The following is a 15,500-nucleotide window of genomic DNA, read 5'->3' on the forward strand; positions in this document are numbered from 1 at the left end:
GGCGAAGCCCGAGCCGCGAGGAGGCCAGACCAGCACTCCTCGCCAGCTTCAGTCAGGTGGCCACTGATAGCCAGCGGAGCGATAGATGGCCTCGACAGTAGCAAGGTTTTCTAGCGATTCCTCAAGCTGCAGCAAGGGCGGGCGCCCGGTGCGCAGGCAGCTTCCAAAATGCTCGATCTCCAGACGATAAGGATCGCTGGGCGGGAAGCGACGCACGATAATCTGGTCGCCGATGGTGAGGGTCACAGTGGTCTCTACCTGCCCGGGTGTGAATGGGCCATTGAGCAGAAGGGTCCCATTCTCTCCGATAATCTCAGCAAGCTGACGGGTAGGCAGTTCAAAGCTGCTGTCGATGAGAGCGAAGCGCCCTTCTCCGAAATCGAGGAAGGCCACCACGGCACGCTCAACTTCTCCGCGAGCCGGGGCATAGACACGGGCCCCGACAGCCAGGGGGGCCCGACCATAGATGGCACGACAGAGATTGAGCGAGTAGCAGCCCACATCAACGAGCGAGCCGCCCCCAAGGGTAGTTTGCAGGCGAATGTCCTGGGGACGGCTGCGCAGGTCGAAATAGAAGGAGGAACGCACAAGCTTGACGGCCCCAATGAGGCCCTCGCTGATTTGCTCCATGACCCAGAGCATCTGCGGATGGAAGCGATACATGAAGGCTTCCATGAGCAGTCGCCCCTGGGCACGGGCCGTCTGGAGCATGCTCAGCCCTTGCTCAACGGTGAGAGCCAACGGCTTCTCGCAGAGGACATGCTTGCCGGCCTTCAAGGCTCGCATGCTCCACTCCGCATGCATGCTATTGGGTAAGGGCACATAGACTGCCTCTACTCCTTCGTCTGCCAGCAGGCTCTCATAATCACTATAGATGCGTACGGCTGGGGGTGCAGACAGCTGCAGGCGAACACGGTCCGGTTCGCGACTGGCAATGGCCACCAGTTGGGCATTATGGGCCGCTTGAATAGCAGGAATGACGCGCTTGAGGGCAACGCTGGCAGCGCCGAGTATCCCCCATTTCACCGGCGCTTCCGCTGAGTGTAGCTCGCTTCGCATAGGCCTCTCTTCCTGAGAGAATGCGCAGAGCGCTGTTTCGTCTCTGGTCCTGACTGAGCAGGCGGGCCGACGAACAGATAGGCGGAGGAGGAGGGCAGGTGAATCCCACACCATTCATCCGACGGTCCGTAGTGGCCCGAGAGGACGTCACGCCTTCCTTCCCTTCCAGACCCTGATCCTGCGAGAAATGGCTGTGGCGGTCTGCTCATTCTATAAGTAAGAAGGTAGACCAGGACATCGCTAGACCAGGCGCCAGGGCCAGGGGAGAAAGATAGGACCGGTGACTCCAGGCAGGCCACGGCTCCAGTAGCCTGGGTGCGCTGGATGTGCCACCGGTCAAGCAGCGAATGCCAGGGCGGAGCGGAGAGCCTGCCGCCCTGGGCACTGCCGGGCTAAGCCTCGCTGTCTCTCAGCCCCACGGGCACGCTGACCAGGAGCGACTCCTCTGGCTGCCGTGCCGCGAGAGAAGCGAATGGAGCGACTGGCGCACTGCGCTGGACGATGACGCGAATGCCATCCAGAAATGCATCACCAAGCCAGGCCTCAACATCACTGACCAGCTCGAAGGTCTCTGGCGCAAAGCGATGGGCGCGAATTACGAGAAGAGCCTCGCGCTCCTCATGGGGCCGCAACCAGAGGGGTTGCCCGGGAACCAGGCGACTGCCGTCCTGTGGCAGCTCGACCCAGGCTCGGAAGGCCTCCTCTCCCAGGCCGGCGCCGTGGAGGTTCAGACGCAAGCGCAGGGGCTGAGTTTTCTCTGTGGGATTCCCCAGTCGAAACGGCACCGCCCAGCGATAGGTATCGGCAGTAGCGTTGATGACATTCAAATTGCAGCCAACGACCCAGGGTTCTGGCCACTGCTCGATCTCAAGAGAGACGCGCAGACAACGGTGACCGCCAGCGCTCGGGAGCCATTGCCAGCTGAGGACCTCGATATGGGCGGGATCAGCTGGTAACGTCACAGGCCCCAATGCTGGCAGGCTCTCGTGCTTGAGGGAGCCCATGCCGAAGGAGTAGATCCGCGGCGTGGCCTTCTGCACCGTGAGCGGCTCTCCTGCCTCGTTACACAAGAGAAGACGGATCGCGACTGTCTCGCCGACACGTGGCGGGTTGGGAACGATCTCCAGTCCGTTGGCAGCGAAGCGTAAGCGGCGCCAGACTTCCTCTGGTGGAAGTATTTGCCCGAGGGACACAACATTCCTGGTCATGGATCTCCTCCTTGCATGGCGAGCCAAAGCGCATTCTTTACAAATCGTCCTATTATATACTCTGTCCGGCTAGTGATGCAAACGACGCACCAGGAGAGAGACCGGGCTAGAGCATTCGCCTGCGACGATCCTCCACGCGCTTCGCCTTTAGCTCGAAGCGCGGTAAGCTTCCCTCGGCGACGGCCTCAACAGGGATACGCAAGCCGAAGGAGGCGCGCAGAGTCTCTTGAATCTCGCCGACCAACGAGGGAGGGCACTCGACCTGGAGCGCGATCTCATCCAGCGGCCCATTGCTGGTGACGATAATGCGGTACTCGGCTACCTCGGGGAAGCGGTGTAAGACATCGGCGATGGCCGACGGATAGATATTGACGCCGCGCACGATGAGCATATCATCGATACGCCCCAAGATTCCGCCGGGGAGCAGCAGGAAGGCACGGCCACAGGGGCAGCTATAACCGCCATTGCGCACCAGGTCACCGGTACGATAGCGCAGGGCCGGGTTACCCCAACGTCCCAGGTTGGTCAGCACCAACTCACCGACTTCGCCCACCGGCACGGGCTGGCCTGAGCGAGGGTCCAGAATTTCAGCGATGAATTCACCTTCATTGACATGCAGGCCGTGTTGCCGCTCGCAGGTAAAGCCGTAGGCACCCATTTCGGACATGCCGGCGTGATCGTAGGCTTTGGCGCCCCAAGCCTCTTCAATGCGCCGACGCGTGGCCGGAATCGAGGCCCCCGGTTCACCCGCATGGATTGTAATGCGCACCTTGAGCTTCTGCAGGTCAAAGCCCTCCTGCCGGGCCACCTCCGCCAGGCGCAGGGCATAGCTCGGCGTGCAGACCAGGACGGTAGCCTGGACGTCCTGCATCATTCGTAGCCGCTGCAGCGAGTCCATCCCGCCGCCGGGCACCACCAGGGCCCCCAGATTTTTGGCCCCTTCATAGGCCGCCCAGAAGCCGATGAAGGGTCCGAAACCAAAGGCGATAAAGATCACATCATCGCGGGTGACGCCCGCCGCTTGATAGACCGTCTTCCAGCAGTCGGCCCACCACTTCCAGCTTTCCGCCGTATCGAGGACGCGCAAAGGGCGTCCAGTTGTGCCCGATGTCTGATGATAGCGCACGTATTCGCTCAACGCGTAGGTCATGTTCTCGCCATAGAGCGGATGCCGCTCCTGATCAGCGAGCAGCTCCTGCTTGGTCGTAAAGGGCAAGAGCGATAGATCACGCAGCCGTGTTAGCGAGAGCGACTGGCCATTCGCTAACAATTTTCGTTCGTAAAAACTGTTGCGCGGTAAAATGCGCGTAAGCCCTAGCTGGAGCCGGGCCAATTGCCGCGCTTCGATCAGTGAACGCGAAGCAGTCTCCAGCCGTGGATGATTTGATTGAGGCATGGATCACGTCCTTTCACTCCCGGCCCCGAGCTGCCCGGCGGGCGGGAAAGCACGCCATATCCCTTACTCTTCTCCTTGCGGCTTTTTCTCGTTCTTCTGCCTTTCTTCCTTGCCTGTCCTGTACGTGTGGTTGCAGCAAGCAGCTCTCTCTCACGGGGAGCCTGGCCTGCGCCCGGGCAGGGACAGCCCGGCACATCGCGAGAGCCAGGCGCCCGCAGATGGCAGACAAAGGACAGCCCTCTCTTTCCGTCCTGGCGGGCAGACGGGCGGAGCCTTCTCATGCAGTAACACGCCTGGGCAGCGGCGGAGCGCTTCAAGATCGGTCTCAGCCTACTCAGCTCCGCTGCCCTGTTCTGCCTCTACCAGCAGGTCGAGAGCTCGTCGAACATAGATCGGTGTGAGCTGTTTGCGATAGGTGATTGTCAAATCCGCGTTGTCCAGTGGCCTGGCACGCTTCGCCGCCAGGGTCGCTACTTCCTGCAGCAAGGTAGGCGTGGGCTGCTGTCCTCGCAGACGCGCCATTGCCTCTTCAGCCTCGACGGGATGGGAGGCAACAGCGCCCAGCGTAATGCGAGCATCGCCTATGCGACCATCCGGCTCACGACGCAGGGCCACGGCTACACCTAGAATGGGGAAATCAAAGGAGCCACGTCGGCGTAGCTTGAGATAGGTACTGCGCCAGCCAAGCGCGGGTGGCAGCCAGATCTCCTGTAAGATCTCATCGGCCTCGCGGGTATAAGGCCGCATGCCATCGTCGTAGAACAGCTCCTGAATCGGTATCTCGCGCTCGCCACGCACACTAACCAGGCGTACCCGCGCTTGCAGGGCCACAAGCACGGGCGCCGTATCCGCCGAGGAGATGGCCCAGCAGCGCGGACTACCCGGAGCGACAAGGCAGATGCTGCCATCGCGCTTCATGCAATAGCCGATGGAATGGCGCCAGAACTCGGTTTGATTATAATAGTTGCAGCGCGTATCCAGCAAGATATTGCCGCCAATGGTGCCAGCATTGCGCAACTGAGGTGTAGAGACCGCCGCGGCTGCCAAGGCCAGGGCAGGATAGTGGGCACGAATGAGTGGATGGTTACTAATGCTTGTCAGGGTCTCACCTGCACCGATGCGCACGCCCACATCTGGTGAGCCACTGATCCCCTTCAGCTCGCGCAGGCGGCGCAGTCCAACAAGGACCGCAGGCGTAAACTGGCGACGCTTCATATTAGGCAGCAAGTCAGTTCCGCCGGCCACGGGCATGGCCTGGGGTCCTTCCTCAGCCAGTAGTCGCGTTGCCTCGCTGAGTGTGCGTGGTGCCAGATAGCGAAAAGGAGGCAAGCGTAGCATTCAGGCAGTTCCTCCTTTCTGCGGAAGCCGGGAGGAGGTGGAAGCCGCCCCATGAGGAGCACTCTCTCCCTGCCTCGGATGCTGATGGTGGCCGTTCGTTGGATCGGGCCGTGGCTCCCGCTGCTCTGGAGACCAGCGAATGAGCCGCGCGGGCCAGCGCTCATTCAGAACGATAGGCGTGACACGTGGGGGAGGTAGCGGACGCTCTCCAGGTTCGCTACGAGCCGCTTTGAGGGCGCGCAAAACCTTATCTGGTGTAATCGGCACTTCATCAATACGAATGCCAACGGCGTTGTAGATGGCATTGGCAATAGCCGGGATGACGGGCAGCAGCGGACCCTGTCCAGCCTCTTTCCCCCCAAAAGGGCCTTCTTCGTCAGGCTGGCCAACCAGGATGGTTTCAATTTCCGGCGTGTCGAGAGTGGTGGGAATCTTGTAGTCCAGAATCGACGGGATCTTATGCCGCCCTTTGCGAAAGATCTGCTGCTCCATGAGAGCCTCACCATAGCCCATATAGGCGCTTCCCTCGACCTGGCCAGCTACGAGCAAGGGGTTAATTGCCTGGCCCACATCGTGAGCCAGCCAGAGCTTTTCAACCTTGACCTCGCCCGTTTCGATGTCAACCCCCACCAGAGCGACGCAGGCCGAGTACGAGTAGGCCGGCGAAGGACCAACCCCGGCCCCTTTGAAGTCACCATGAATGTCCTCTGGAGGCGCATAGGAGCCTGCTGCAACCAGGGCCCCGTAGCGAGCTTCGGCCAGCTGCACTGCCTGCTCAAAGGAGAGGGCAACCTGCGGATCGTCAATACAGTAAATGAAGCCGTCGCTGCTCTCCAGGCGGTCGGGCGGCAGGCGCAGCCGCTCAGCCGCAACGCTATGTAGCAGCTCCTTTAGGCGCCGGGCCGCCTGAATAGCAGCGTTACCCGCCATGAAGGTGACACGACTGGAGTAGGAGCCAAGATCAACTGGGGTTAAGGTCGTATCGGCGGTCTCCAGGTGGATGCGCTCCGGCTCAATTCCCAGTTCCTCGGCCACGATATAGGCGAGCACCGAGGTCGAGCCCTGGCCGATGTCGGTGGCACCGCAGTAGACGGTGACGCCCCCGCCACGATCAAGACGGATCTGGACAGCGGAATGGGGCATATCATTCCAGTAGATCGGCTTGCCAGCCCCACAGATGTAGGTGGAAAGAGCCAGTCCCATGCCATGCCGGACAGGTGAGGACTGGCGTGTAGCCTCAGCCTCGCGCGCCAGACGCGCAGCATGGAACTCGCGCCAACCGGAGCGGGAGACGACCTGATCCAGACATTCTTCTAGGGCACAGCTCGTAATACGCAGACCATTGATGGTTCGACTGTAGGGCCGGACCAGATTGCGCTTGCGCAGCTCGATCGGATCGACTCCCAGATCAGCGGCGATTTTGTCGAGATGAACTTCGACAGCAAAGCGTGGCTGGGGCGTGCCATGACCACGCTTAGGACCACAGGGCGGTTTGTTCGTGAAAACACGCATGCCCTCGAATTTGTAGGCGGGAAGAGCATAAGTGACCGGCTGGAGAGCGCCTGTATAGTAGGTGGTAGCCACGCCGTACGAGCCATAGGCCCCGCCATCCAGGAAGGAGCGAAAATGCATGGCGGTGATCGTCCCGTCACGCTTGACTCCAGTCTTGATCCACATCTTGACCGGATGGCGTCCCCGATGGATGAGAAAAACTTCTTCGCGCGTACAGGTGATTTTGACAGGTCGCCCAGTGCGACGCGCTAGCTCGCAGGCACAAATCTCATGCGAGAAGGGATCGCTCTTACCACCGAAGCCACCTCCCACATGGGGAGCAATAACGCGCAGATGGGAGGGCGGAATACCCAGGACCTTGCTGACTTCGCGATGGACATAGTGAGGGGTCTGTGTCGAGGACCAGAGGGTGAGCTTCCCCCCGATGGGATCATGGGGGTCCGGCTCCCAGCGCGCCAGACAAGCATGGGTCTCGATCGGAACGTGATTGTTGCCCTCGTAGTAGAACCAGTCTTCTCGCACATAGTCGGCGGCCGCAAAGCCAGCCTCGATATCGCCAAATTCATAAGAGACGGCTTTGTGGATGTTACCGTTGCGCGTCTCCTCGTGGATCTTGATGTCAGGGCGCGCCAGAGCCTCCTCGATGCTCATCAGAGCCGGCAAGACTTCGTATTCAACTTCGATCAGGCGCAGAGCTTGCTCCAGCGTGTCCGGGTCAACGGCGGCCACAGCCGCCACTGGATCGCCAACATAGCGCACTTTGTCGACGGCTAAGGCCGTTTCGTCCTGGCTGGAAGGCAAAATACCGTATTTGCGCGGCAGATCTTCACCCGTAATAACGGCGAGCACGCCCGGCAGCTCCCGCGCTTTACGCGTATTGATGGAGATAATGCGCGCATGGGGATGAGGCGAGCGCAGGAGGCCGCCGTAGAGCATCCGCGGGAGTATGATGTCATCGGCATAGATAGCCCGCCCGGTCACAGTGCTATAGGCATCAACTTTGGGCAAGGGCTTACCTACCACTTTGTAGGGACCTGCTTTGCGTGGTTGCAGACGCCGCCATTCGTCCATAGCTTCTCCTCTCTCTTGTGTACCGGTGCTGAGCTGAGCGGACGACACGGATAGGATCGCTGTCATCTATCTGCCCACGAGGCCTTTTCAAGGCTGGAGGGCAGCATTGGGCTGCCGCTCACCCTGGCGGGCAGCAGAGAGACGCTCCGCCGCTGCTTCAACCGCCTCGTAGATCTTCGTGTATCCGGTGCAGCGGCAGAGGTTGCCGGACAGCGCCTGTTTAATCTCTTCGCGCGTTGGATGGGGATTCTGACGGAGAAGGGCTACAGCAGAGAGTAGCATCCCGGGAGTACAGTAGCCACATTGAGCCGCTCCCAGCTCGGCGAAGGTCTCTTGAAGCGGGTGGAGCCTGCCCTGCTCCTCCAGTCCTTCAATCGTCGTAATCTCACAGTCTTGAACCTCCAGCGGCAGGGTCAGGCAGGAGAGAACCGGCACGCCGTCGAGGAGCACGGTGCAGGCGCCGCACTCGCCTAGCTCACAGCCATGTTTGGTACCGGTCAGCCCGAGATCCTCACGCAGGACCTCTAGCAAGGTCCGATGAGGCAACACCGCCACCTCATAGCGTTCACCATTGATACGCAGGGTAATCAGTTCGCGCATGTGGACTCCTTTCGGCCCGATGATCATCTCCAGGGTGACCCAGGGAGAACCCCCAGTGAGCACTCCGGCAGACAGGGGAGCCGATCGGGTTCTTCAGATAGTGGAACCCTGTGTTATTATAACATTTTTCCTTGCGTGCTATATTGCCCAAGTGCAGCACTGTATCTGTAAAGTGCACACTCCTCCCCGCAAAAACGACTCCCGCCCGGAATCTCCAAGACGAGCCTCAAGGCAGACCGCTGACGCGGAAATCGCGCGGATGCTCGACGACGAAACGCTCTTCAATCTGCTGCTTCCCGCCAGCGGGCAAGGTAAACTGCCAGGTAAGCTGCTCCAGCTTGCTGCGCTCCTGTGGCTCCGGCTGCAGAGAAACAATATGCACTTTGATGCGTTCGTGGCGCGAGACGGGCAGACGATCCATGATCACGACGCGACGCTCGCCCTGGGCAAAGCTCTCCACTGTAATGCGGTAGGCGTAGGTGATGCGTCGCAGGTTCCCCTGCAGACGACCGCCCTGCTCAACCTTGCGCTCGATCAACTCACGTCGAATGCGCACGGTGTCGTCGAGGCCAAGGAAGAGGCGAAAGGTTTGGCCAGGAGCAGTCAGGTCGATTTCTGTGGTGCCAACGTATTCGTTATCGACAAAGATGTTGGCTTTGCCTTTGAGCAGGACTCCACCGCTGCTGTTCTCTACGGTGGCACGCAGGTGAGCCGCCTCCTCCAAGGCAGGGATCGCAACAACTTCCAGCCGGCAGGGAAGTCGATATTGGGCAATGAGCGTTCGATGGGGCGAGCCGTCGGCGGGAATGCTGACGGAGCTTCCACAGCGATAGACCAGGGCAGTGGCCCGCTGCTCAATCTCGGCCTCCGGCTCGACGGCCTCCTCGTTGGCTGGCGCTTCTTCTTTGACCTGGATCTGGCTCTCTTTGGAGAGGGCTGCTGCAGGCAAGGCTCGCTGCTGCCGCGAGCTGGGGCTAGGGCTGGGGCTGGGCATGGCATATGGCATTGGTGGCGGAGCAGGGACCGCCCCTACGAGCGGCGAGAAAACCGGTTGGGAAGTATCTACGTACCAGGGCTTCAGCTCGGGGAGAACCGTCGCCTGAGCTGGGCGCGCCGTGGAGAGCGCCAGCGCTACCTCGTTCCAATCTTCACCGCTGTGCTGCTCCACCAGGCCAAGACAGGTGAGATCAACGCTGCTCTCCAGACCGCCAGCGCTGTCATTGTGATCCGTGAAGGAGAGACGGGCATCGTAGCTGGGATGCCAGGCGGCCCGTTCGATCAGATAGCTCAGCTCCAGGCTCAGCTCACCGGCTTGTGGCAGCTCCACGCTGACGAGCACGGCCAGACGGTCAGGATTGCTGCCAAGACGTTTCTGCTCCAGCTCACGTTTCTTAGCCTTCAACTCCTCTTGCAGTTGTTGAAGTTGGATAGCCACATCCTGGGAAGCCTCGGCATCCTGCAACATTTGCTCCAGGAGAGCAGCAAAAAAGCTCTGGAAATCGCCCGGTTGTAAGCGTCCCTGGGTCAGACCCTGGATCAACGTCGGCGCCTGCTCACCCAGGGCCTGAACCCAGCGTCGGCGCTGCTCCAGGGCTTGCTGACGAGCCTGCAGGAGCTGCACCTTGCGACCCAACAAATCGCAAGCCGTCTGTAAGCGCAGCAGCTCTTGCTCGGGAGGACGCGGCAAAAAGGCTGTAGTCGTCTCAACGCCGAGCAGGCGCGTTCCCACCGGCCCCCTACCACTCGCGCGCAGGGAGTCCTTGAGGAAGGGTGGCAGATAGTTGATGCGCAGCTCATGCTCACCAGCCTCCAGGGGGAGGTTTCCTTGTCGCTTAACAAGGGCCCGATCACCATAGACAGTGACCTCAGTAATGCGGGTCTCTAGCTCAATGACCATGCCTAACCTCACTGGCGGGAAATGTGGATGGACAACCAATCTCGTCTGGCAACCGATCAGCAGCCCTGTTGACCTGCTCCAGCTCGCCTTTCGGTGAGAGAGTAGCTCACAGACTTCGCCCCAGGAGACGATTCAGCATATCTGCTTACCTGTACCGCTGATGAGATTGATTACGGCTTTCTACAACAAAGCTTCTACTGAGAAGAGACGTCCACCCCCTTCACCCCTCTGCAGATCACCCCGCTGGGCCTTCCCACCTGATGAGAGGTGCTCGCCCAACGTCGATCTTGTCTAAGAGTGCCATGTGTAGGGAAGATGGGCGCCAGTCGAGAGGCTCCGTTGCCAGAGCATGAAGGCCAGACGAAGCAGTCACGCAGCTTCCCAGGCTATACTCACTCCCTAGGCAGCGCTCGCTCACTCATGTGCCAGGTTACTCGTCAGCGCTTAAACGGCGAAGCTATCCCACCTCCGTTGCAGCAGGAAGAGGAGGAACAATGTTGTTCGCTAGCACTATACCATATCTCTCAATCCAGCGTTCTCTGCGACTCCACCTGGTCAGGCTGCTCGGGGCCTGTGGCGTGCTGGGAATCTGCTTGAGTGCCGGCTTTTTGTGGCCGCTCGCTCCTTGGGGCCATGCTGGCCTCAGTGCCGCTCACCCTCTCAGTGGCTGGCATCCTTTGAAGATACGCTCCGCCTGGGCCACCAGGCCGCAAACCGCCAGCCAGAACCTACTTTACCATAACGGTCCAGTGATGAGCCGCGCGATGACCGCCTACGCCATCTTCTGGGAACCAACAGGCTCTCAGGTAAGCGCAAGCTATCATCAGTTGATCGAACACTACTTCCAGGATGTAGGCACTTCAGCGCTCTACCACAACAACGTACAATACAGCGATAGCAGCGGTCAGGCTCCAACTGGCGCCAGCTTCGGCGGCTCCTGGATCGACCGCCGTCCATACCCGGACTCGACACTGAGCGACGCCCAAATCCAGGACGAGGTCAGACGCGCGCTGCAGATGCAAGGCTGGGGCGCTTCGCTTTCTCACATGTTCTTTGTTTTTACGGCTCGTGGAGAAAACATCTGTTATAACAGCTACTGTAGTTTCTCTAGCTTCTGTGCCTATCACGGCTACTTTGATAAGGAGATAATCTACGCCGTCATTCCCTATACAGGGAGCGACCCCGAGGCCTGTGGCGTCCCTTCCTCGCCTAACCACGATAGCGACGCAGACAGCAGCATCAATGTAGCCTCCCATGAGCAGATGGAAGGGGCCACCGATCCCCTGCTCAATGCCTGGTACGATAGCCAGGGGAGTGAAATCGGAGACAAGTGCTCGTGGGAGTTTGGGCCGACAGGCGCTGATGGGGGCAATGTGACCTGGAACGGCCATAGCTATCTCGTACAGGAAGAATGGAACAACCAGAGCGGTGGCTGTGCCCTAAGCGGCCCGTGAGCCAAGGGAGGCCTGCCAGTCCAGCCAACCGCTTTACCCGAGACCTCTTGTCTGTGCTGGTCCGCAGGCCCGACAGCTGGCGGCCTGAGTAGAAAGGAGCAGACACACTCAGGCTTGCTCAGCGAGTGCAGTCTCCAACGCAGCGGCCCAGGCCAGCAACTCCTCATCACGCATCCAGCCGGCTACACACTGCAGGCCGAGTGGTAGCCCGTTCTTAGCCCGACCTGCTGGCAAACTCAGAGCCGGCAGGCCGGCCTGAGTCCAGGGTAAGTTCATGAGGCCGCTGCCCGTTGTCTGCAGGCCCTGGGGAGCCGGGCCAGGAGCCGCCGGGGTCAGCCAGAGATCGATGCCTTCACGCTCCATCAGCGCCTGCACCTGGGTTCGCAAGATCTCACGCCCAGCCCGCACCTCTACAATCTCCTGAATGCCGATCGTCACCCCTTCGCGAATGGCCGCCGCAGTCAGCGGACGGTAGAGGGCCGCAAAACGCTCGAACCAGCGCGCATGCACTCGCGCCATCTCAGCATGGACCAGCCGCAGATGGCGCTGATTGATAGAGGCAATATCTGGCAAAGCAGGTACGCGTTTGAGGCGATAGCCCGCCCGCTGGAGTCGCGCGAGCTGTTCCTCAAAGGCTCGCAGCCCTTCCGGCGAGGTCTGGTCAAGATAGGGACCCTCGGGCACGCCCAGCACTGGCAGGGGTAGCGAAGGGCAACCACGCCAGCCGCGACAGAGCAGAGAGGCCACTTGCATCATTCCCGCAATGTCCTGGGTAAATAGGCCCACAGTATCGAGAGAAGGGGCACAGAGAATCAGGCCATCAGCAGAGATGCGTCCGAAGGTGGGCTTGAAGCCAACAATGCCACAAAAGGCCGCCGGACGCAGGACTGAGCCGATGGTCTGGGTTCCAAGAGCCAGCGGACAGTAGCCAGCGGCTACCGCAGCCGCCGAACCACTGCTAGAACCGCCTGGCGTATGCAGAGGATTCACCGGGTTGCGCGTTGGTCCCGGCTCGAAATAGGCAAATTCAGCACTGACGGCCTTGCCCAGCACGAGCGCCCCCGCCTCGCGGAGAAGGGTCACGCTGCTGGCTTGCGGCCCGCTCAGGACCTCCGCCGGCAGCTGGGAACCGGCCCGCGTTGGAAAGCCGTGCACATGAAAGAGGTCCTTGACGGCGAAGAGGACACCATAGAGCGGCGGGTGATCTGCCGGATCAGGATAACGCCGCTGCAGGCTTAACGCCTCTTTGCGCAGCCGCTCGCGCCTTCCCTCTTCGGGCAAGAGAGCGGCAAGCGCGGGTTCGGCCCGCTCCACCCAGTCACAGGCTTCCTCAATAGCGGTCATCAGGTCCTGGCGACCGCTCCTGAGTTGCTCCGCCTGCTCTTGCAATCGCACATTTCTCGTCCACATCCCCTTTCTAGGCTCCTTTCCTCATGTTCGGTGAATATTTCGTAACACGCACTCAGTTGAATAGACGCACACTTCTGCACTGCCAGAGCACTTCTGAAGGCCAGAGAGCAAGCTGGCGCTGCGATGTTCTTCTCGTGGTGTTTCCCATCGACTGCCGCAGATTTCTCAGGAAGAATTTGCAGACTCCCTATTTACGACGGACTATGGTAGACTAGACACAGTTTCTCCAAGCAAGAGAGCGATTACGCTGCGCAGGAGGATCGCTATGCGCGCCTGCAACTATTGTGGCACGAAGCTGCCAGATGATGCCAGATCCTGTGGACACTGTGGGCATTCTCTGCCCATAGAGGAGCCAACTCAACTACTCCCGGCCCGGGACAGCATGTTCAGTCAGCAGCCGTCTAGCGCCGCGTCTGGTTCAGTTTGGACCCCCGCCAGCGAAGGTGAGGAGGAGTCCGACGAAGCAACGTTACCACTGCCAGCGGAGCAGGAGTTGGATCTCGCATCCTCACCCAGCCCTTCAGAAGATGAGACGGTCTCAGACTGGTGGCAGACAATCCCAGAGTCACCTTCCACTATCCCGGAGGACGAGGCGGGAGGACCTTACCATTCTCCTTCTGTAGAGGCCACGTCTGTCGCTCAACAGGACAACCGGGCTGCACAGGCGGCGGAGGAGGAAGAGACTCGGCGCCGTCGAGCCTGGATTCTGCCTTTGCCTGGAGGGGTGCAGCTAGTGGCAAGTCAGGCACCCCATGTCCAGGGCAATCCTCCGGCCCCTGTACCCTATGTGCGCGGTAGACCTCCCCACGGCCCCAAAGCTTCGGGTCACGGCGAGGAGGTTACCAGCTTCCGGGAGCTGGCTGAGCAGCCCCCGACCTACCCTGTTGCCAGCACATCAGCCTCTCGTCGTCCCTGGCAGCCACTCACTCGTCCAAGCAGCGGGCCACCAGCATGGTTGACACTCGCACTGGTCGCTTTCTGCGCAGCATTACTGATCACGAGCAGCACTGTGGCTGCGGCCTTTACTATCTGGTCGCCTACGCTCGCCGTACTCTCTGGCAGCTCGACCGTAACCCCGGGTGGTTCACTGCACTTGCACGGCTCCCATTTCTTGCCCGGCAGTACGGTGACCCTGACACTTGATCACCATCTTCCCCTGCATTTCAGCGGCAGCATAGCCCCGCAGCAGCAACAACCGGGGGCAGTCGCGGCTGAGCTGTTCAATCCGGTGACGCTGGCCTGGCAAACGCTGGAGGGGAATAGTCTGCAGACCCGGGGAGACGGAACCTTCGATGCCACTCTGACCATTGATCCAGCTTGGCCTCTGGGCCAGCACTCGATCCAGGCCCAAGAGGCTTTGACATCGCGTAGCGCAAGCCTGACCTTTACGATCGTGAGAGCCACGCCGCCGACGCCCTCAGCTACCGCCAGCCCAACTCCAACGGTGGAGGTCAGCCCGAGCAGCTCGCCAACGCCTACAGCCACGGCAACCGCTACGCCCACCTCCACCCCACCTACTGGAGGGTTGAGCTGTGTTAATCCCTCAGCGGTGACATTCGGCCCGCTGAGTGCCGGCTATGGTACGCCAATTGAGCAGAGCATCACCCTCTGCGCTTCCGGCAGTGGCGCAGTCGGCTGGACAGCCAGCTGGGACAGCCAGCAAGCACCCTGGCTCTCTTTGAGCACAACTTCGGGTCTGCTGGCCGCGCCCGGCGAAGAGCAGATTAGCCTCAGCGCAAGCGTCGGTACCCTGGCAGCAGGGCGTTACAGTACTGAGATTAGCTTCAGCGACGACGCCGGCCATCCAGCCCTGCTTCTCCAAGTAACACTCATCGTGGTTAACCCGTGTCTGAGCGCCTCCCCTACCTCGCTCAGCTTCACTGCTGTGGCCTCCACCAGCGACCCGGCGCCTCAGACCCTGACCATCCAGAGCTGCAGCGGCCAGGAAAGCTGGTCGGCAGCCCTGCAACTGGAAACAAAACAAGTCTGGTTACATCTCAGCAGCAATAGCGGCACGCTCAGCGCGAACCGCTCCACCTCGATCACGGTCACCGTGAACAGCCTGCAAACCAACCTCTCAGCAGGAAGCTACCAAGGGAAGATTCTCCTGAGCAGCGGGCAGAGCCAGGTGACTATTCCGGTGACGCTGACGGTCCAGCCTCCGCCGACACTGATTTTGGAGACGCCACAGTCAGGCATACTCCAGGCAGATAAAGATTGTCAGTTCACCAGCTTAGAGACAAGCTGGCTGTGCCCGGTAACTATTGGCGCGGCAAGCCAGAACGTTGCTGCACTGAACTGGAGCAGCTCCAGCAGCGGCGTCAGCGGCATCACGTTCACACCTGCCGCAGGTACCCTGCCTCCCGGGCAGACGGTGTCGATCCAGGTGATGATTCCAGGCAAGGCCTGTCCCTCTTCCGCAGTGCTGCTCTTCGAGGGGCCAGCCAATAGCGTCGAAGTCACCTGGAGTTGTTCCCCTATTGCTTCTTGATACAGGCAAGCAGAGCAGGGAGGGGCCGTAGACGGTGACCCTCAGCCTCGTGGTCAGCCCACAA

Annotated in this window: 10 protein-coding genes; 2 read left to right on the forward strand and 8 right to left on the reverse strand. The window is 60.5% G+C overall.

The features are described from left to right. Nucleotides 1–48: 48 nt before the first annotated feature. The 7 genes from KTAU_RS02110 to KTAU_RS02140 all read right to left on the reverse strand — a co-directional run bounded on the left by KTAU_RS02110 (nucleotide 49) and on the right by KTAU_RS02140 (nucleotide 10,081). Nucleotides 49–1,059: a Gfo/Idh/MocA family protein gene (locus tag KTAU_RS02110; protein ID WP_170292997.1), complete on the reverse strand. Its 1,011-nt coding sequence runs from the start codon at nucleotides 1,057–1,059 to the stop codon at nucleotides 49–51. 392 nt (nucleotides 1,060–1,451) lie between these two features. Further along, on the reverse strand, nucleotides 1,452–2,267 hold the full coding sequence (locus KTAU_RS02115; RefSeq protein WP_151726808.1) for a hypothetical protein: 816 nt from the start codon (nucleotides 2,265–2,267) through the stop codon (nucleotides 1,452–1,454). A gap of 106 nt (nucleotides 2,268–2,373) precedes the next feature. Continuing rightward, the gene (locus KTAU_RS02120) at nucleotides 2,374–3,663 is read right to left on the reverse strand and encodes a phenylacetate--CoA ligase family protein (RefSeq protein ID WP_151726809.1); all 1,290 of its coding nucleotides are present in this window, start codon (nucleotides 3,661–3,663) and stop codon (nucleotides 2,374–2,376) included. A 330-nt stretch (nucleotides 3,664–3,993) separates the two neighbouring features. Then, a complete protein-coding gene (locus tag KTAU_RS02125; protein ID WP_151726810.1) occupies nucleotides 3,994–5,001 on the reverse strand; it encodes an FAD binding domain-containing protein in 1,008 nt (335 codons plus the stop codon). After that, nucleotides 5,002–7,584, reverse strand: a complete 2,583-nt coding sequence (locus tag KTAU_RS02130) for a xanthine dehydrogenase family protein molybdopterin-binding subunit (protein WP_151726811.1) — start codon at nucleotides 7,582–7,584, stop codon at nucleotides 5,002–5,004. Nucleotides 7,585–7,671: 87 nt separating this feature from the next. Next, nucleotides 7,672–8,184: a (2Fe-2S)-binding protein gene (locus tag KTAU_RS02135; RefSeq protein WP_112428178.1), complete on the reverse strand. Its 513-nt coding sequence runs from the start codon at nucleotides 8,182–8,184 to the stop codon at nucleotides 7,672–7,674. A 226-nt stretch (nucleotides 8,185–8,410) separates the two neighbouring features. Then, nucleotides 8,411–10,081: a mucoidy inhibitor MuiA family protein gene (locus KTAU_RS02140; protein WP_151726812.1), complete on the reverse strand. Its 1,671-nt coding sequence runs from the start codon at nucleotides 10,079–10,081 to the stop codon at nucleotides 8,411–8,413. Between the two features lie 494 nt (nucleotides 10,082–10,575). On the opposite strand from KTAU_RS02140, the gene KTAU_RS02145 reads away from it, so the two are divergent. Then, nucleotides 10,576–11,535 carry a hypothetical protein gene (locus KTAU_RS02145; protein WP_151726813.1) on the forward strand — a complete coding sequence of 320 codons (960 nt, stop codon included), beginning with the start codon at nucleotides 10,576–10,578 and terminating at the stop codon, nucleotides 11,533–11,535. Nucleotides 11,536–11,643: 108 nt separating this feature from the next. On the opposite strand, the gene KTAU_RS02150 is transcribed toward KTAU_RS02145, so the two are convergent. Then, nucleotides 11,644–12,945, reverse strand: a complete 1,302-nt coding sequence (locus KTAU_RS02150) for an amidase (RefSeq protein WP_151726814.1) — start codon at nucleotides 12,943–12,945, stop codon at nucleotides 11,644–11,646. A 733-nt stretch (nucleotides 12,946–13,678) separates the two neighbouring features. On the opposite strand from KTAU_RS02150, the gene KTAU_RS02155 reads away from it, so the two are divergent. Further along, nucleotides 13,679–15,436 (forward strand): BACON domain-containing protein, encoded by a 1,758-nt coding sequence (locus KTAU_RS02155; protein ID WP_151726815.1) that lies wholly within the window; start codon nucleotides 13,679–13,681, stop codon nucleotides 15,434–15,436. Nucleotides 15,437–15,500: the final 64 nt, after the last annotated feature.

It is taken from the genome of Thermogemmatispora aurantia, assembly GCF_008974285.1.
Classification (GTDB): Bacteria; Chloroflexota; Ktedonobacteria; order Ktedonobacterales; family Ktedonobacteraceae; genus Thermogemmatispora; species Thermogemmatispora aurantia.

Coding starts and splice junctions, on each gene's coding strand:
- KTAU_RS02110 (WP_170292997.1), bottom strand. CDS start 1,059: ATGCGAAGCGAGCTACACTCAGCGGAAGCGCCGGTGAAATGGGGGATA.
- KTAU_RS02115 (WP_151726808.1), bottom strand. CDS start 2,267: ATGACCAGGAATGTTGTGTCCCTCGGGCAAATACTTCCACCAGAGGAA.
- KTAU_RS02120 (WP_151726809.1), bottom strand. CDS start 3,663: ATGCCTCAATCAAATCATCCACGGCTGGAGACTGCTTCGCGTTCACTG.
- KTAU_RS02125 (WP_151726810.1), bottom strand. CDS start 5,001: ATGCTACGCTTGCCTCCTTTTCGCTATCTGGCACCACGCACACTCAGC.
- KTAU_RS02130 (WP_151726811.1), bottom strand. CDS start 7,584: ATGGACGAATGGCGGCGTCTGCAACCACGCAAAGCAGGTCCCTACAAA.
- KTAU_RS02135 (WP_112428178.1), bottom strand. CDS start 8,184: ATGCGCGAACTGATTACCCTGCGTATCAATGGTGAACGCTATGAGGTG.
- KTAU_RS02140 (WP_151726812.1), bottom strand. CDS start 10,081: ATGGTCATTGAGCTAGAGACCCGCATTACTGAGGTCACTGTCTATGGT.
- KTAU_RS02145 (WP_151726813.1), top strand. CDS start 10,576: ATGTTGTTCGCTAGCACTATACCATATCTCTCAATCCAGCGTTCTCTG.
- KTAU_RS02150 (WP_151726814.1), bottom strand. CDS start 12,945: ATGTGGACGAGAAATGTGCGATTGCAAGAGCAGGCGGAGCAACTCAGG.